The sequence below is a fragment of the Nonlabens sp. genome, assembly GCF_047636915.1.
In the GTDB taxonomy this organism is placed as follows: Bacteria; Bacteroidota; Bacteroidia; order Flavobacteriales; family Flavobacteriaceae; genus Nonlabens.
The window spans coordinates 1-17542 of the sequence record NZ_JBLIGN010000058.1 but is presented as its reverse complement, the minus strand read 5'-3'; the positions used below and the strand labels follow the sequence as shown (position 1 = coordinate 17542).

14 protein-coding genes are annotated in these 17542 nt (G+C 37.0%); 5 read left to right on the top strand and 9 right to left on the bottom strand.

The genetic code is table 11. The features are described 5' to 3' along the window. Positions 1-562 precede the first annotated feature (562 nt). The 4 genes from hemW to ACJAT0_RS09385 form a co-directional block, all read right to left on the bottom strand. Entirely contained in the window at positions 563-1696 is a 1134-nt protein-coding gene (gene hemW / locus ACJAT0_RS09400) for a radical SAM family heme chaperone HemW (RefSeq protein ID WP_374002010.1), read from the bottom strand. A gap of 521 nt (positions 1697-2217) precedes the next feature. After that, complete coding sequence (locus ACJAT0_RS09395; protein WP_415181444.1) at positions 2218-4947, bottom strand: carboxypeptidase-like regulatory domain-containing protein; 2730 nt, start codon at positions 4945-4947, stop codon at positions 2218-2220. An 85-nt stretch (positions 4948-5032) separates the two neighbouring features. Beyond that, positions 5033-5905, bottom strand: coding sequence for a GLPGLI family protein (locus ACJAT0_RS09390; RefSeq protein WP_415181443.1), 873 nt, complete (start codon positions 5903-5905; stop codon positions 5033-5035). Positions 5906-6003: 98 nt separating this feature from the next. Continuing rightward, the gene (locus ACJAT0_RS09385; RefSeq protein ID WP_415181442.1) at positions 6004-6873 is read right to left on the bottom strand and encodes a GLPGLI family protein; all 870 of its coding nucleotides are present in this window, start codon (positions 6871-6873) and stop codon (positions 6004-6006) included. 117 nt (positions 6874-6990) lie between these two features. Between ACJAT0_RS09385 and ACJAT0_RS09380 the strand changes: the two genes are divergently transcribed. The 4 genes from ACJAT0_RS09380 (at position 6991) to ACJAT0_RS09365 (ending at position 10891) form a co-directional block, all read left to right on the top strand. Then, positions 6991-8505 (top strand): sensor histidine kinase, encoded by a 1515-nt coding sequence (locus ACJAT0_RS09380; RefSeq protein ID WP_415181441.1) that lies wholly within the window; start codon positions 6991-6993, stop codon positions 8503-8505. After that, the gene (locus tag ACJAT0_RS09375) at positions 8498-9184 is read left to right on the top strand and encodes a response regulator transcription factor (protein WP_374001992.1); all 687 of its coding nucleotides are present in this window, start codon (positions 8498-8500) and stop codon (positions 9182-9184) included. The genes ACJAT0_RS09380 and ACJAT0_RS09375 overlap by 8 nt, the downstream gene beginning before the upstream one ends. Positions 9185-9485: 301 nt before the next feature. Then, positions 9486-10271 carry a hypothetical protein gene (locus ACJAT0_RS09370; RefSeq protein WP_415181440.1) on the top strand — a complete coding sequence of 262 codons (786 nt, stop codon included), beginning with the start codon at positions 9486-9488 and terminating at the stop codon, positions 10269-10271. Between the two features lie 2 nt (positions 10272-10273). Beyond that, the gene (locus ACJAT0_RS09365) at positions 10274-10891 is read left to right on the top strand and encodes a deoxynucleoside kinase (RefSeq protein ID WP_374001990.1); all 618 of its coding nucleotides are present in this window, start codon (positions 10274-10276) and stop codon (positions 10889-10891) included. A gap of 450 nt (positions 10892-11341) precedes the next feature. Here ACJAT0_RS09365 and trpS read toward each other — a convergent pair whose 3' ends face one another. Continuing rightward, positions 11342-12310 carry a tryptophan--tRNA ligase gene (trpS, locus tag ACJAT0_RS09360; RefSeq protein ID WP_415181439.1) on the bottom strand — a complete coding sequence of 323 codons (969 nt, stop codon included), beginning with the start codon at positions 12308-12310 and terminating at the stop codon, positions 11342-11344. Between the two features lie 165 nt (positions 12311-12475). On the opposite strand from trpS, the gene ACJAT0_RS09355 reads away from it, so the two are divergent. Continuing rightward, the gene (locus tag ACJAT0_RS09355; protein WP_415181438.1) at positions 12476-13213 is read left to right on the top strand and encodes a lysophospholipid acyltransferase family protein; all 738 of its coding nucleotides are present in this window, start codon (positions 12476-12478) and stop codon (positions 13211-13213) included. A 135-nt stretch (positions 13214-13348) separates the two neighbouring features. Here ACJAT0_RS09355 and ACJAT0_RS09350 read toward each other — a convergent pair whose 3' ends face one another. The 4 genes from ACJAT0_RS09350 to recA form a co-directional block, all read right to left on the bottom strand. Beyond that, complete coding sequence (locus ACJAT0_RS09350; protein WP_415181437.1) at positions 13349-14944, bottom strand: outer membrane beta-barrel protein; 1596 nt, start codon at positions 14942-14944, stop codon at positions 13349-13351. 2 nt (positions 14945-14946) lie between these two features. After that, positions 14947-15495 (bottom strand): RNA polymerase sigma factor, encoded by a 549-nt coding sequence (locus tag ACJAT0_RS09345; RefSeq protein ID WP_415181436.1) that lies wholly within the window; start codon positions 15493-15495, stop codon positions 14947-14949. Between the two features lie 14 nt (positions 15496-15509). Beyond that, positions 15510-15929: a hypothetical protein gene (locus ACJAT0_RS09340; protein WP_415181435.1), complete on the bottom strand. Its 420-nt coding sequence runs from the start codon at positions 15927-15929 to the stop codon at positions 15510-15512. A gap of 278 nt (positions 15930-16207) precedes the next feature. Further along, the gene (gene recA / locus ACJAT0_RS09335; protein ID WP_415181434.1) at positions 16208-17221 is read right to left on the bottom strand and encodes a recombinase RecA; all 1014 of its coding nucleotides are present in this window, start codon (positions 17219-17221) and stop codon (positions 16208-16210) included. Positions 17222-17542: the final 321 nt, after the last annotated feature.

The following is a 17542-nucleotide window of genomic DNA, read 5'->3' as shown; positions in this document are numbered from 1 at the left end:
AAATCTTAAAACCGAAAACTCATCAGTTGTGACAACCACAACTTCTTATATCACCAAATCGGTATAATTAGTGATTTCAACTTTAGGACCGAGGAAATAACTGCACGAATTCAATGAAAAAGCAAAACTGATCATCTTATAGCTGTTTTATAATGAGGTGTCCCTGTTATTTAGAAAGCTAAAGGATTTAAAGATATCTTAATCCCTTAGATTATAAATCTCAATATTATTGACCATGCCCATACGAATAGATGGCATACCGAATATGAAAGGCTTCTCCGTTTGATTTGAGATTGCGATACGTCATGGATGCCAGATAAATTTTGAACCCATATCCTTATTTCTAGATACACATCTCGATCAAAATTTTCTGGGATGACAAAAAAAGGATGTGAAAACTCCATTGTACTCAGAGATAGACCCAGCAGATCTCTACTAAAATTGGAATCAGCTCTTGTACTAAGATTATAGCATTTTACTGTCAATCTTCTTGAATTCTAAGAAGATAAATCGAAACTCAAAGCTAATGAGTCCCTGTTCATAGCTCAAAAATTCCAACTATCTAACTCAAATTTACCATAAATAATTCACTAGCGATTCCATCACTGAGGAATTTTCCTTTCCTAGTCACCAATAAAGTATCCCCATCTAAGTAGAGCAGGTGTTCTTTTAAATATACTTCTGATTGTAGCAAAAGATAATCTTTAAAATTACCGCCATAATTTGTTTCTATTTTATCTAAGGAGACACCGTAAATCGTGCGCAAACCAGTCATGACGTATTCATTGTATTGATCTACCAGAGTGAGTACTTCAATTTCCATGGGAAGCTCTCCAGATTGAATGGCCTTCATGTATTTGACATTGTTGTTGATATTCCAACCGCGTCTTTTACCATCAAAACTGTGAGCGCTAGGACCTATGCCTATATAACTCTTACCCGTCCAGTAAGCGGTATTATTTTGGGAGAAGAAACCTTCTTTACCAAAATTGGAGAATTCATAATTCTCAAAACTATGCAACTCCATAACGTCTAGCAATATCTGAAAATGTTGTTGTGCCACTTCATCTTCTACTTTTGGCACCATTCCTTTTTCTATCAAAGATTTTAACACGGTATTATCTTCTACTGTGAGCGCATAACTAGAAATATGTGGAACGTTTAACTGGATGGCTTTGTATAAATTCTCTCTCCAGCGATCCTTGCTCATTCCTGGGATTCCATAAATAAGATCAATGGAAATATTAGGGAAATAATTCACCGCTTGTTCAATACATTGATGAGCCTCCTTTGCATTATGCGCGCGATTCATTAATTTTAAATCTTCCTCAAAAAAACTCTGTACCCCTATGGAGAGCCTGTTAATTCTAGTTTTTGAGAATAAGATAAGTCTTTCTTCTGTTAAATCATCGGGATTTGCCTCCAGGGTTATTTCAGGATTTGAACTTACTAAGTAATGATCAAAAACCGTTTGAATAATCCTTTCTACCTCATCCACTTCCAGAACACTGGGCGTTCCACCACCGAAATATAGGGTTTGCACGGTAGTGTTTTTAAACTCGCTTTTGCGAAAGCGTAACTCATCACAAATAGCATCAATAATAGCTGTCTTGTGCTTCAAATTAGTACTAAAATGGAAGTCACAATAGTGACATGCCTGCTTACAAAATGGAATATGTATATAAATACCGCTCATTACAACAAAAGTAAGTCTTAAAACACTAGTAAAATAAGGCCATCCCGACAAAATGTGATTTTATTAGGGTTGTATGTAATACCCTAAATCTATATTCAGAATCGTTGTCGTTGATGGTCTGTTCCATGTTAAGCTCTGGGCAGTGGTCTCTCGAGTCTCTAAGGCTGCCATCTGTACAGTAACAGTTGATACTTTTTAAGGACCACGATCCAATTCTCGATGCTGCTAGATGATTTCTTTGACACGAGCATCAGTAAATTCCTGTGCTATCGTGATGGCTCTAATGAAAAGGGTACGTAGCGAGAAAAATATTTTCATACTATCAATTGTAGATAGGTTTAAATAATTAACTGCATTGTTAAGAGTGATTGACTAAAACAAATACAAGGTTTTGATGCATCACCCGTCAGTATACATATAGAAGTTATTCTGTTTTAGCAAGAGGTATATTCCTCAACTTGCCCCAATAAAAAAGCAGCTTTTAAATCAAGAGCTGCTTTAGAGGTAATGGATTTTATAACTTACAAATCATATCGCACTTGCAGGTAAACATATCTAGGTTGTACTGTATAAAAGCTAGTACTGGTGGCGATCTGACCAAAACTATTTCTATTCAATGCTTCTGTATTTAAAAGGTTAGTGGCAGCCAGTTTGTATTCCCATTTGGAATCTGGTTTGTTGTAAAATAGAGCCGCTTCAAGGAAATCGTAATTATTACTCACGCCTCCTGTTGCTTTAAAAAGGTTCAAATCGTAATCTACATCAAGGAACCAATAGGTATTAATTTGCCAGTCTGCATTTAAAGTAATGGTTTGTGTGGTGGCATCGTTCACCTGCTTTCCATTATCTGAATTATTAAAACTCACATTGTAACCTACATCAAAGTTGACTCCATCTTGATAATTACTTCTTGCGCTCACACCATAACTATGAGTGATGTTTTCTGACTCGGTAGCATCACCGTTGATAACGTTATTAAAAGTGCTCCAATTTAAATTTGCATTTACACTAGCTCTAATTTTACCAAATTCTCTAGAGAAACGACCAAAACCAGTGGCCGTTTGATTTGCAAATGGAGAGTTGATCAAATCACTTTCTTGGTTGATACTTCTAAGATCTATATTACTCTGAATAGCATCTGTCTGTCTGGAATACACCACACCTGCATTGATATTCGTATAATTAAACATATTGAAATTGAAGTAATTCAAACTATACCGGTCATTTGTAGTACCAGATAAATGATTGTTACCATTAAACAATGAATTGTAATTATTAAAAACCGTTCCTAACGCATAGTTCTCTACATCTGAAAAACTTATGGTCCTTCTATAATCAAAATTGATGTTTTCACTGGATCTTAAAGCAAAACGCACATTGAAATCAGGTAGTATTTCTTCAAAATTCAATTCATTCGTATCCCCTAGTTGCCTGTCTTCAATAGTATAACTGTGAGCAGTCGCCCCTGGAGTTATGGTGAACTTACCCGTAATGAATTTATAATGTACTGCTCCATAAACATCTCTAAATTTATAGTGGACATCGTTTCCTAGGTCGGCACCAGTCAGGTCGTTGCGAGTACCGTCATTGCGTATTTGAAAAATATTGGTGTTGTAATCTTGGTTCACAAAAGAAGTCCCCACTGTAACGTTGATGTTACTTTTCTTATTGAGAACTCTCCAGTAGTCTGCTTTTGCATCTAGCTTAGTACTTTGTACTAGGTTTTGTTGATTGATATTATAGGGATCTTCCTCATCGAGTCCTAACCTACCGTTAAATGGTCTTGTAGGAAGATCAGTTATTGGATCAATTTCAGGATCTATAATAGCATTATAAAAAGGATCTTCTTCTGCATCTACATACCTGCCTTCAAAGGCAAAGATATTTTTTTCGCTTTGTGTGTAGTAAGCATTAACCGATTGATCTAACGTAATCGGTTTTTGAGATTCATTTTGATCTATATCTCTTACAATTCCTTCTTGTTCTGATGTGAAATCGTTGAACTGACTCACATCGCTAAGATTCACCTGACCGTTATATTCTAGAGAAAAATCAGCATTAGGATTATAATCTGCTCCTAGTTTGAAGATTCCTATTTGATTGCGTTGAGTGGAGCGGTCTTCTGTATTTTCTACAGCGCCTGGTTCTAGGCTTGTTCCTATAAAAGTTCTACTAGCAATCGTTTCCTGATCTGTATCTACACTAGAAAAAATAGCAAACCCATCAAAACTTAATTTTTTACTGGCCCTCCAGGATCCATTAAATGCCCCAAATTTACTTTCTAGTTCTTTAGCTCGGTTTGCTTGAAGGTTCAATAAACCTCCTGCTCCAGTTCCTATGTCTATGGAAGAACCACTGCTTCGAGTGTTCCCGCTCTTAAATCCTACAAAACGACGGTAATCTGCAAAAGTAAAAGATTGTATTCCTAGGTTATTAAAATCGGTAAGAATGTTAATCGAAACGTCTGGACTGTAATAGAAGGCCTTAGGTTTTGCCTGGTATCGCACAGCAGCATCACCTTGACCTAGTGATCCTGTCACTTCTCCAAACCAAAAATTCTTTTTCCCTTTTTTTAACCTGATGTTGATCGCAATGCGATCTTCATCATTTCCAAGCCCTTTTAATTGTCCTACGTTATTATAATTCTTCAGGACTTCCACCTTATCTATAGCATCTGCTGGGATATTTTTTGTCGCCAGTCTGGAATCTCCTTCAAAAAATTCCTTCCCATCTACTAGTACTCTTTCTACCGTTTTCCCTTCTACTTGAATATCCCCATCTTCATTGACTTCCATTCCAGGGAGTTTATCGAGCACGTCTCCTAGTTTTCTTTCGGTACCGTTTGTAAAACTGTCTGCGTTATAAATAATAGTATCGCCTCTAATGGATACCGGCATATCATAAACGATGTTCACCGCATCTAACATGTTTTGATCTTCCAGCATCAAGTAATTTTTTATGCTATTATCCTGTATGTTTTTGATGGTATCTACCATGGTTTTTAGACCTAAGAAGGACACTTTAACTACATACGTACTGTCTTTTTTAAGGTTGAGCAATTGGTATTTACCCGCATCATTGGTAATTCCAAAAGCTCCTAGATTTTTATCCTGTTGGTAGGCAATTACATTTGCCATTTGAAGTGGGGTTCCTGTACTATCGACCACTACACCAGATATTTTTACGGACTGTGCACTGGCTAGAGAAATTATAAAACACGACAGCAACACTAAAAGTAACTTGTTTTTCATTTTAATTTTTTGATTTGAGTAGTTAAAAAAACACGAGCATACTGATTGAATGACGCTCGTACAAATTTTATGAAATTAAGTGACTTTATTCTTTACCTCCACGGCCACCCTTTCCACGACCCCAGCGTTCTGACATTTCTTTCATCTTTTCTTTGAATAAAGTATTGTATTCTTCTTCTGTAGTTTCTTTGCCTTTTTCTGCAGGTTTGATCTCTTCCTTTTCCTTTGGATTTACCACAATCTTACTGCAAAGCAGCGTGGTTTTTCCAGCACTTACTTCAAGGATCAATCCTGGGAGGCCAGCATACTCAGCTGGACCGTGTTGTACCGGTATTTGTGGGGTAAACCATGCTGTGATTTGTACTTGAGGATCTTGTTCAAAAACCTCGTCTATGGCACCATTTGAAAGTGCAAGGCTGTCTTTTTTCTTTTCTTCTGCACTGTTACCTCTACGTCTTTTAAAAGAAGAGAGATCCAGTTCATTGTTCTTTTTACTCGCTACCGCTTTGATCGCTTGATACTGACCTATCATTCTGGTTTCTCCGGTGATTTTCCATTCTAATTTAGGGATGCTGTCTTTTATTAAGAACATTTTCCCCATCATATCGCGCTGCTCGATCCACTGACCATCTTTTAAGTTTTTATATTTTTCTCCTCCCATAGAAGTCCCCATAAAATTACCCCAACCACCACCTCGTTGTCCAGGTGCCGCGAGTTGTTTTTCTTCTTTATAGGTAGATTCGTTGCGATTAAACTTCAATACATAAGTCTTCTCACCCATTTTCTTCATACGCTCCTCAATACGATTTTTTTGTTGTGGTGTCATCTCACGACCTTCTGTCCAGCTGCTTAGATCCATAGTCGTTTTAGACATATAGGTAGCCTCCCCATAAAATTCTTGGGCACTTAAAAAATTGGTAATTAGTATGAACGATACTAATAAAATTGATTTTTTCATCTTTGATATATATTTTTAAACAGGCTTCCAATAGCGAGTTATTCTTTAAGACTTTGCAAAATTAGATTGGTTTGAAGTTAGGATAACTTTAACAAAACCTATCCTCCTATTTGCTCAAAAAAAACACCGCCTTTGCTATTTTTAAAACGTTCTTGCATTTCTTTATCCTTCTTCTTTTGTAGTTTATCGAAATCTGCTTGGTTGATTTTTTTTCCAGTTTTAGGCTTTTTAATTTCAAAACCTTCTGGATTCATTTCAATTTTATTGCAAAGAATAGTGGTTTCTCCATCGTTTAATTCTAGAATTAAACCCGGTAATCCTTGATAAATTCCTGGGCCGTTACTCACTGCTATATCCATAGTAAACCAAGCGGTTACTACACGGTCTTTATCTTTTACCAGGTCCAATAAACTAGGTTCTTTTTCTTCCTCTTCTCTCTTTTCTTTTTCTGTCTTTTCTTCTTTAGGATAGGTATAAGTAGCTTTTATAACAGTGTACTTCCCTATCATTTTAGATTCTCCCATAACTTTCCATGCGAGTGGTTCTATTTTATCTGTAACCAGAAATTCCTTTCCTTGAATTTTATCTTCTCTTAAAAAAGTTTGAGCCGTTAGATCTTTATAGGTTGTTCCATAAGTATCTCCATTGCCAGTCATTTCAATCGACATACTCATACCGCTTGTAGGCTTTTTAGGTGCGGCCAGTTGTTGTACTTTTTCATAAAGCGACTCTGTACGAGAAAATTTTAATGTAAACTCTGCCTCGCCTGCCTTTTTCATGGCTTCTTCAATCATTTTGCGCATGGCGGGCTCCAATTTTGACATTTGTGAACTGTCTTCAGATTTTTCTAAGGTCATTTTACTTTGATAATAAGCAATGCCCGTAAAATCTTGCTGAGCTTGTGATGTTTGCGCTTTCGCGAAAGCGAGAACAACAAAAAGAAACATAGTAACGTTCAAGTTTTTCATAAAAGATGTTTTAAAGAAGTCCCAAATATCAACTATTTTTATAGTTGTCAGGGTGAAGCTGCGTTAATATTTGTTAACCGACATAAAAATATAATAGGAATAGCGCACCTTTGAATTATGAATGATAGAAAATATCACTTTATTCTAGTCTTGATAAGTGTCGTTATCGCAGCTACTCTAGCCATACAAGTGTACTGGAATTACAACAACTTTAAAGAATCCAAAAGGAGCCTAGTTTCTGAACTGCAAACAGGCCTAGATCACAGTGTAGATATCTATTATGAGCAGCTTATAAAAAAGAACAACATAGGAATAATTGTTGATGAAACGACCAATAGAAAGTCAGAATTTGATAAAATTTTTAGAAGAATTGACAGTGTGAACCGCGCTTCTGGGTACCGAGGTTTCAATCTTAATAATGTCGTCACTAGCGATCTTTCTGAGATTAGAATTTATAAAGGCATCTCCATGGATAGTTTAAATACTATACGACCTATGGAAGACTTGTGGAATTTTCCAAATTATGAAATTCAGAAACCAGACGGTAGTTTTAAAGAGCTGCAAGTAGAAACTTTTTTTTCTGACCAGTCCAATCTTAAGGAAGCTATATCGTCTCTTACCGCAAAGATGGTGTTGAGTATTCAAGAAGGACAAATGAATCTGAAAAGCGTGGATAGCCTCATGTCCTCAAATCTTGAAAAGCAAGGGCTGGACGTGAAGTATGAGCTCAACATTGTAAAAACAGACCGTAAAAACATTTTAATCGGTGAAATTGATAAGAATGTTATCCGGGCAAATTCTGAGTTGATTCAAAAAGGAGATGCCTTATTACTTACTTATTCTGGGCTTTCTCCTACCATTTACCGGCTCAATTTAACCGGAATTATTCTGAGTGCCTTATTAATTACCGCTGTTGTATTATGTCTATTTTATCTCTTACAGATTATAAGAAATCAAAAAGCGCTAGCAGAAATGAAAAACGATCTTATTTCTAACATTACTCACGAATTCAAAACACCTATCGCTACAGCAAGTGCTGCTTTAGAAGGAGTTCAACGTTTCACCAATACTGGTGATCTCGATAAAACAGATCGATATTTGAACATGGGACGCGACCAATTAGTGAAACTCAATGATATGGTGGAACGTATTCTTGAAACCGCTTCACTGGACAGTAATGAATTGATGCTTCAAAAATCCAGAGTGGAAGTAAATGAGTTGATCGAGATGGTTTTAAATAAACATCAAAACCAGACCTCAAAAAACATCTGCTTTGACCCAGGAACTCATAAAATCACCATAACAGCCGATGCTTTTCATCTAGAAAATGCCATCAATAATCTTATCGATAACGCCATAAAATATGGTGATGATCAGATCGATGTTTTCCTGAGCAGCACACCTGACTCCATTACTATTATCGTTACTGATAATGGCAATAATCTCAGTAACAAAGATGTAAAACTTATCTTTGATAAGTTTTACAGAGTAGCAAAAGGAAACCTTCATGATGTGAAAGGATTCGGGATAGGTTTGTTCTACACAAAATCCATTATAGAAAAGCACAAGGGTAGCATCACCGCTACTGCACAACCACAAACTATTTTTAAAATCACTTTGCCTCATGAATAAAGACAGCATAGATATCATCCTAGCCGAGGATGAACCAGCGTTAGGAATGATCGTAAAAGAAAGCTTAGAAACTAGAGGTTTTAAGGTACGTCACAAGCTCAATGGTGCGCTAGCACTAGATGCATTTCATGAAAAACAACCCGATATTCTTGTTCTTGATGTGATGATGCCACAACTAGACGGTTTTGAACTGGCTAAAAAAATACGTGTTGAAAATGAAGAGATTCCCATTATTTTTTTAACCGCAAAATCACAGACAGAAGACGTCCTAGAAGGTTTTCATGTAGGGGGTAATGACTATCTAAAAAAACCCTTCTCGATGGAAGAACTTATTGTGCGTATCGAGAATTTACTGAGTAGACAATCAGTTCAAAAGACAGCTGCTATTTATGAATTAGGTGAATACTCTTTTAATTTCCCGAAGCAACAGCTCATCTATAAAGAAGAGGTTACCAAACTGACGCATAGAGAGTCTCATTTATTGTATCATCTGGTATTAAAGAAAAACAAAGTGCTCGATCGTACTTTTATTCTTAAAAAATTATGGGGCAACGACGATTTTTTCTCTGGAAGGAGTATGGACGTTTTTATCACAAAGCTGAGAAAGAAAATAGCTCAAGACAGCGAGCTAGAAATCGTAAACGTGCGTGGTTATGGTTATAAACTGATGGCGCCATAGTCCGATGGATATGGAACCCTTATTCTACACTATAGTCCGCAGTACGTAAAAGTAACGCTTAGAAACTAATTAAGCTGCTGAATAGGTTTAATCTAAAAACTGGCTTTTTTCTCCAGCTTTTCTGCTTTATATGCTCTTACGGCAACCTTTGGTGCACCTGCGCCAAACGGCGTTTATCAACGTGTCGAACACAGCGAACTGTACCCTGTATTTTGATGGTTGAATCTCGCGATCTTCAGCTGCGCTAAAGCAATGGAACTATTGATCTAAATATCCATTACATAATCGTAATTTGCTATTTATGAAATGGACAGTTTTACTGCTTTTAATTGGCTCTTTTTTACAGGCTCAAAAAACAGATGAAGGATTTCGTCTGACCGCAGATTCTTTCTATGGTGTGGATGACTTTGAGGCTATTTATTACGGAGTAAACGGTGCCTTTATTAAAAAGAAAGGGAAAAAGATCCAGCAATTTTATGATGTACAGCTGGGTGATCTCACCGAGGTAGATCTAATCAACCCCTTACATATATTGTTGTTTTATAAAAATACTCAAACCGTAGTTTTACTAGACAACCGACTCAATGAGAAACAACGTATTTCTTTAAATAAACTAACTCCATTTCGATTTTTTGAACATGCACGGCTCGCTGGAGAACGCCGTTTATGGCTGCATGATATCGATCAAAACCGCTTGGAACTCTTTGATTATATCAATAATAAGACCTTGATCAGCACCGCTGTGTTGAAAGGTACTATTTCCCAACTCTTAACCGACTATAATTTTTGTCATGTGGTGAGTGAAAATCATATAGAAACATATAATTCTTACGGCAGTAAAACGTCCACTATGCCTTTTATAAAAGGCTCATTACTAGACTATGACTTTGAATCACTTGTTATGATCACAGACAATCAAATTAAGGTGATGCGGCTAGATGCTGCATACCGCTTTCGCGAAAGCGAGATGACAAGTATTAGCATTTTACAAAAGGAAGTAAATTCTCTTTATCTAAAGAATGGAAAACTTTATATTTGGCACGGTAAACGTCTGGACGTCTATACCATCAACCCCATTAATAACTAAACATGCATATAGCCGTTGCTGGAAACATAGGTGCTGGTAAAACCACGCTTACCAAATTACTTGCAAAACACTACAGATGGACTCCTCAATTTGAGGATGTTCACGAGAATCCTTATCTAGAAGATTTCTATCAGGACATGGAACGCTGGTCTTTTAATTTACAAGTTTATTTCTTAAACAGCCGTTTCCGTCAGATATTAGAAATACGTGAAAGTGGGAAGAAAATCATTCAAGATCGAACCATATATGAGGATGCAAGTATTTTTGCTCCTAACCTTCATGCGATGGGATTGTTATCGCAACGTGACTTTGATAATTACAGCTCCCTTTTTGACCTTATGGAAAAAGTAGTTGCCGCACCAGATTTGTTGATCTATTTGCGCAGTTCTATTCCCAACCTTGTGAACCAGATTCACAAACGCGGTCGTGATTATGAAAATAGTATTTCTATAGATTACCTAAGCCGTTTAAATGAACGTTATGAAGGATGGGTTCATGATTATAAAAAAGGAAATTTATTGATCATTGATGTAGATAATATCGATTTTGTAAATAATCCTGAAGATCTAGGAGAAATTATCAATAAAATAGATGCTGAGATGACGGGCCTTTTTGCATAGCCACAGCGGGCTAGCAGCGATGTCTACCATAAGGAAAGTCGTTCTTGCTACTGCAATACATGAATGGTTATCAGCTATGAACTCTTTTTAAAAAATACAGTGTCATAAAGCCTGTTCAAAAACTGGAACAGGCTTTTCTGATTTCTGAAACTGCGGTCCTATTGTTCTCTGTACAAATGCATTCCTCTCGTCGCATGTATCAGCTGCAAAAAGAAAGATCTTTTTACTTTTGACGGTCATTAGGTTGCCAAGAATCATCCCTTTTAATTCTCTCTGTTGCTACTGATTTTTCTATCCAGCACTTCCATTCCAGTCTATTAAAACTATAAAGATGCGGTTTAAGAAATTCGTTACGTCTAAAAAATATTACTGGGCGCAGCTCTACTCCAACATTTTTAAACCTTGTATTATTTGATCGCCTTGGTTTACTGAATTATAAAAAACAGCTCCTTAATACCCAACTTTAGAGCGTACCCGTTTCAAAACATCATTTGCAATGTGGCGTGCTTTAAACGCTCCTTCTTCTAGGGCCATGTCTAATTCATGCCTGTTCTCCATTAAGTACTCGTAACGCTCTCTAGCTTCTTCAAATCGATCAGAAAGGGCTTCAAAAAGGGCTTGCTTTGCATGACCATACCCATAATTACCAGCGGCATAGTTATTGCGCATTTCTTGAACCTTTTGTTCAGGAGCAATTAATTTATAAAGTGCAAAAACATTACAAGTCTCTGTATTTTTTGGGTCTTCCAACGGTGTGCTGTCTGTTTCTATAGACATGCACTGCTTGCGCAGCTTTTTATCTGTCTGGAAAATATCAATTATATTCCCTCTCGACTTACTCATTTTACTGCCATCGGTACCCGGAATTAGGAGTCCATCTTTCTGAATTTTGGCTTCAGGCTCTATAAAAGTAGCACCCATTTTATTATTGAATCTACCCGCTACGTCACGTGTTATTTCCACATGCTGCAATTGATCTTTACCTACAGGAACAACCTCAGCATCATATAATAGAATATCTGCGGCCATTAACATAGGATAAGTAAAAAGACCGGCATTTACATCTTCTAGTCGGTCTGCTTTATCTTTGAAGCTGTGTGCAAGAGTCAGTCTTTGATAAGGATAAAAGCAAGCTAAGTACCAGTTCAACTCTGTTACTTGCGGAATATCACTCTGCCTGTAAAAAACAGTTTTACTAATGTCAAGACCACATGCAAGCCACGCCGCTGCTGTAGAATACGTGTTTTCTCTTAATAATTCTCCGTCTTTAATTTGCGTTAAGGAGTGCATGTCTGCAATGAAGAGAAAGGAATCATTTTCTTCATTAGAAGACATTTCTATCGCTGGTAAAATTGCCCCCAGAAGGTTTCCTAAGTGCGGTGTACCAGTAGATTGAACGCCAGTAAGTATTCTTGCCATTGTAGTTTATTGAAAATCAAAGATAATTAGTAATAGCTATGGATCACAAAGGAATTTGCTTAAAGCTATAAGTTAAACAAAATAGAATCTCTTTATTCCATCTAATACTCTAGCTAACATAACTCTAAAGTCATAAATTCTTCTATTTTTGGCAACTTGAAATGGATGCGCTACATATTGATATCTTTATACCGAGTATGGTTTTACATACTTATGGGTATTCCTATTGTTATTCTGTTTCCCGTATTGCTCGTTCTTACTATTTCAGAAAAAACGTACCACCTGTTTTTTAAAGTTGCCCGGTTTTGGGCGGCTGTTATTCTCTACGGAATGGGGTTCTGGCCCATCATTAAACGCGCTGAACCGATGAAAAAGGATCAAAGTTATATGCTGGTAGCAAATCACACCAGTATGACAGACATCATGATGATGTTGTTGATCTCTAAAAATCCGTTTGTTTTTGTAGGTAAAAAAGAACTTACTAAAGTTCCTGTTTTTGGTTTTTTCTATAAACGCACCTGTATTTTGGTGGATAGAAAAAATCCCCGCAGTCGCAAAGAGGTGTTTGACCGCGCAAGAAAACGCCTGCAAGACGGTGTAAGCATATGTATATTTCCTGAAGGTGGTGTTTCTGACGATATTAGTGTAGTGTTAGACACCTTTAAAGATGGTGCCTTTAGACTGGCCATAGATCATCAAATCCCATTAATACCTATTACTTTATACGACAACAAGAAACGTTTCCCTTTTGATTTCTTTGAAGGTAGTCCTGGAATTATGCGCGCACAAGCTCATAAAGCTATAGAAACAATAGGTATGCGTGTTGCTGTAGATAAGGCAGGCTTTCGCGAAAGCGTAAGAAACATCATTCTTCATTCCTTAGAAGAAGAACAGAACACATAAAAAAACCGTTCCTTGGCACAGGAACGGCTTTTCATCATCATTGCAAATAATTGAGTTTAAAATAACCAACCTCAATATTCTTCTTTTCCTTTTTCACGAGAAATCTTAACTGACGTACAATGAATAGCCAGCAATTTAAAATCTATACGTCACACCACTTTGAATACCTATGGTATAGGGCCTAAAGTCTGCAAGGTTGTTTCTTAACGTACTTAATTGATATTTAAATGTAGGCTCTATAAAAGCACCTAATTGATATGTAAAGTCATAACCGAATCCTAGTCCCAAGTTAGCACTTTGATTAAAGTCATTAAAATTGCGATCTTCCCCTAATTCTAATCGCTGGCTAGAATTCTGAACGGCTACTGCATTATCTGTTAAGAAAAGAGCGCTCATTCCTCCTACCACGTTTATTTTAAACTTGCTATTTATAAGGCTGTATTTTAATTCTAATGGCACTTCTATATAACCCAATTGTTGCGATATTTCTCCTTTAATTCCTTGAAATTGATTGCTTACTAATTCTTGTGCAGCAAAACCTGTTCCCAAAGCATCATTAGATACAGGACTATTATTTATAGGGGTATTGTTCCTCACGGCACTAGCGCTATAACTTTGTGGTAAGGACTGACCGCGAGAAGCGATACTTACCTCCACTTGATAATTGATATCCTGAGTGCTGTAAGCCATATTCAATTGGTTGATACCTGTTCTAAGGCTCCAACGAGGAGAAAGTTCATAACTCACGCCTATTCCATAACTTAAATTGAGGCCGGCATCTGTATCGTTTCCGCTTACTTCGTTATTTACAGCGCTACCTCTTAAACTGTTAGAATAAACAGGACCAACTTGTGTCGTTGCGGCCCAGCTTCCTTTGAAGGCACTATCCACAATACTGTCTTGTTGTTGCTGTTGAGCTGCAATATCTTCTAAGGATGGTAATTTCTTCTTCTTAGCATCTACCCCTGCGATGGCCTTATCGATTACTTGATCCTTCCCACTTATATCTAGGCCATCCACAACATCTTTATTTGTGCCTCCTTCCTTTACAGGAGATTTTTCTAAAGCTATTCCTTCTCTTGCAGAAGTGTTTGCTGTAATTCCTGCATTTAAAACAGCTTGCTTTTCATTTTTAGGTGCTGGTATTAAATTGCTATTTTGGACAATGGCTGTATTTAATTTTTTATTTGATCCTGATGAATTTGTATGTTGTTGTTTAGGCTTTTCCTCAGTAGAGTAATGAGGATCTAAAGATCCATCACCAGCAGTTACCCACCCGCCAGTTGTTAAACGAGCATTTGATTTGTTGTTGGTATTAGAATTCTCTCTTGAATTGTTCAACGCTTCTGTGTCTATTTTTGAAGGTGCCGTGACTACCTGTTTATCCTTATGGATTTTGTTCTCGTAAGGCGTTGCTTCTATATTGGCCTTCTTATTCTTGTTTTGGAAGGATTTCTCTGGATTTTGCTGTGTACCAGTTCCTTTTTCAGAATTCACAAATGGCAGTTGCTTGTTCGTTACCTCATTATCTATACCTAGATATAGGGATGTCAACAAAATTGCTAGTGCTGCGGCAACTCCACCTATGGTCCACCATAGTGGTATCCTTCTAGGCTTCTTTCTTTGATCGAGTTCTTTTTCGATCGCATCCCAAAGCATTGCAGGTGGTTGCACTTCAAATTCTTTGAAGCCTTCTTGAAAAAGTCTGTCTATGTTTTTCTTTTTACTCATACTTAGCTGGCGTTAGAATTATTGTATTCACGCCATGTGTTCACCTTCATTTGCAGGTGTTGTCTCGCACGTGCAAGATTAGATTTTGATGTCCCTATGGTTATCTTCATCATCTCTGCTATTTCATTGTGGCTGTATCCATCCATGACATACATGGTAAATACAAGTCTATACCTCTCCGGCAACTCTTGTACCATTACTAATAGTTTTTTAAGCGGCACGTCATCAGGTTCTTCAATCTCTACCCCTTCTAGATCTTCTAATTGGTCTTGGTTTACAAGGTCAAATACTTTAATCCCTCTATACCGCTGTAAAGCGGTATTTACTGCAATCCTTTTGCACCATCCTTCAAAGGAACCTTTAAATTTAAACTGATGGATTTTTTCAAATATGATCATAAAGGTATCTTGCAGTATGTCTTTCGCTTCTGCTTCGTTAGGAGCATATCGCAAGCAGGATCCATAAAGCTTAGGCGAGATCGTTTCATACAGTTCTCTTTGCGCTTTACGATCGTTTTTTTGACATAGTGTAATTATATCTTTATAGACCACATTTTAAAGTTCAATCATTCTTCAACAGGTATAATATACTCTAAATAGGTGGGTTCATTATTAGGATCTAAACCCGTAAAAAACTTAAATACATAGGTGCCGTTACTTGCTGCTAGAAATCTTAGTTCCTGTTGTGTTGTTACTAATTCCTCCACACAATCACGGTTGGTAACTGCAGCCACTACGGTAACCACTCTTTCATTTAAATCAGAACTCACCTCAAAGCCTGCAAATTGCTGACACGAGTTTGTATATTCAAAAATCACAGGGATAGAATGTATCTGTCCAAATGTAAATGCTAGCGGCAACTCTACTTCAACAACAGGTAGTACCTGATAATTAACTACGGGTGCCTCGCCACCATCTAAACTGCAACTGTTCAAGATAACAGCTGTCATAGTCAGGAGCATTAAAATTCTAAAAATTATTTTCATTTTCGGTATTATAGTTAGTAGATGCCAACTTTTCACAAAGGTTGCGTCAAATTTTAAAAAATAAAAACCGCTAGCGTTAAACACCAGCGGTTTTTATGTTTCACATACTCAAAGCATTTAGGTTTTCGGAGAATTTAGTGGATTTATTTTTTCCTTTATTAAGGCATAAATTTTCAAGCATAGCTTACCTTATGCTTATCAATTTTAACGCAGAGAAAAGGAAAAAGAAAGAGCAGAAAACTCGGAAACCTAGGTGTTTTGTGTATATACAGCACTTGTTAATCATTTACTGCCTTTATTGCTGCCATGATTTTAATTTCCAGTTCTTCTACCAGATCTGGATTATCTTTAAGTATGGTTTTAACAGAGTCGCGGCCTTGACCCAATTTAGTATCTTCATAAGAAAACCAAGAACCCGCCTTATTTATTATTTCATAACTAACGCCTAAATCAATAATTTCTCCTAGTTTAGAGACTCCTTCCCCATACATGATATCAAACTCTGCCATTCTAAAGGGTGGCGCCACTTTGTTTTTCACCACTTTTACACGAGTTTTATTACCTAAAACGGCTCCAGCGCTATCTTTAATTTGTGTAGATCTTCTGATATCAAGCCTCACAGATGCATAGAATTTTAAAGCATTCCCACCTGTAGTCGTTTCTGGATTACCGAACATCACACCTATCTTCTCTCGCAACTGATTGATAAATATCACGGTACAGTTGGTCTTTGAAATAGAACTGGTTAATTTTCTACACGCTTGAGACATTAAACGGGCGTGAAGACCCATTTTACTATCTCCCATTTCTCCTTCAATCTCACTTTTAGGAGTCAAGGCTGCAACAGAGTCAATTACAATAATATCTATAGCGCCTGAGCGTATCAGGTTATCTGTAATTTCAAGTGCTTGCTCTCCGTTATCTGGTTGAGAAATAATTAAATTATCTAAATCAACCCCTAATTTTTCAGCATAAAAACGGTCAAAAGCATGCTCTGCATCAATAAAAGCTGCAATTCCACCAGCTTTTTGTGCCTCAGCAATAGCGTGTAATGTTAAGGTTGTTTTACCCGAAGATTCTGGACCGTATATTTCAACAACTCTTCCACGCGGATATCCACCTACCCCTAAAGCTGCATTTAAGGCAAGTGAACCCGTAGAAATCGCCTCTACCTCAATTACTTGCTTGTCACCCATTTTCATTACTGTTCCTTTACCATATGCCTTATCTAGCTTATCTAAGGTAAGTTTAAGAGCTTTTAATTTTGCTTCTTTCTCTTTATCGTCTGCCATTGTAATTGTTTTAGGTAAAAATACGATCTAGGGAAAGTAGAAACAACAGTATAAAGATTAGGTTATTAACGATGTTGCTATTTGTTCTGCTTTCGCAATCCACCAAGTCCAGCATCAACCTCTATTTTCTTCTTAGTTCTGCTTTCGCGAAAGCGGAACTACTACCGTTTTAAGTCTATAACAACTTGATATAACCTCTAACTTTAAAACATAAAAAAAGGGAATCTCCTAGCGAGATTCCCTTTTCTAAAATAATAGAAGCCTTTGTACCTTACTCCTTGATAAACTTCAAAGTAGCCTCTTGGCTGCCATTTGAAATCT

Excerpts from the sequence above, each read along its gene's own strand:
- hemW (WP_374002010.1), bottom strand. The coding sequence starts at position 1,696 with ATGAGCGGTATTTATATACATATTCCATTTTGTAAGCAGGCATGTCAC.
- ACJAT0_RS09395 (WP_415181444.1), bottom strand. The coding sequence starts at position 4,947 with ATGAAAAACAAGTTACTTTTAGTGTTGCTGTCGTGTTTTATAATTTCT.
- ACJAT0_RS09390 (WP_415181443.1), bottom strand. The coding sequence starts at position 5,905 with ATGAAAAAATCAATTTTATTAGTATCGTTCATACTAATTACCAATTTT.
- ACJAT0_RS09385 (WP_415181442.1), bottom strand. The coding sequence starts at position 6,873 with ATGAAAAACTTGAACGTTACTATGTTTCTTTTTGTTGTTCTCGCTTTC.
- ACJAT0_RS09380 (WP_415181441.1), top strand. The coding sequence starts at position 6,991 with ATGAATGATAGAAAATATCACTTTATTCTAGTCTTGATAAGTGTCGTT.
- ACJAT0_RS09375 (WP_374001992.1), top strand. The coding sequence starts at position 8,498 with ATGAATAAAGACAGCATAGATATCATCCTAGCCGAGGATGAACCAGCG.
- ACJAT0_RS09370 (WP_415181440.1), top strand. The coding sequence starts at position 9,486 with ATGAAATGGACAGTTTTACTGCTTTTAATTGGCTCTTTTTTACAGGCT.
- ACJAT0_RS09365 (WP_374001990.1), top strand. The coding sequence starts at position 10,274 with ATGCATATAGCCGTTGCTGGAAACATAGGTGCTGGTAAAACCACGCTT.
- trpS (WP_415181439.1), bottom strand. The coding sequence starts at position 12,310 with ATGGCAAGAATACTTACTGGCGTTCAATCTACTGGTACACCGCACTTA.
- ACJAT0_RS09355 (WP_415181438.1), top strand. The coding sequence starts at position 12,476 with ATGCGCTACATATTGATATCTTTATACCGAGTATGGTTTTACATACTT.
- ACJAT0_RS09350 (WP_415181437.1), bottom strand. The coding sequence starts at position 14,944 with ATGAGTAAAAAGAAAAACATAGACAGACTTTTTCAAGAAGGCTTCAAA.
- ACJAT0_RS09340 (WP_415181435.1), bottom strand. The coding sequence starts at position 15,929 with ATGAAAATAATTTTTAGAATTTTAATGCTCCTGACTATGACAGCTGTT.
- recA (WP_415181434.1), bottom strand. The coding sequence starts at position 17,221 with ATGGCAGACGATAAAGAGAAAGAAGCAAAATTAAAAGCTCTTAAACTT.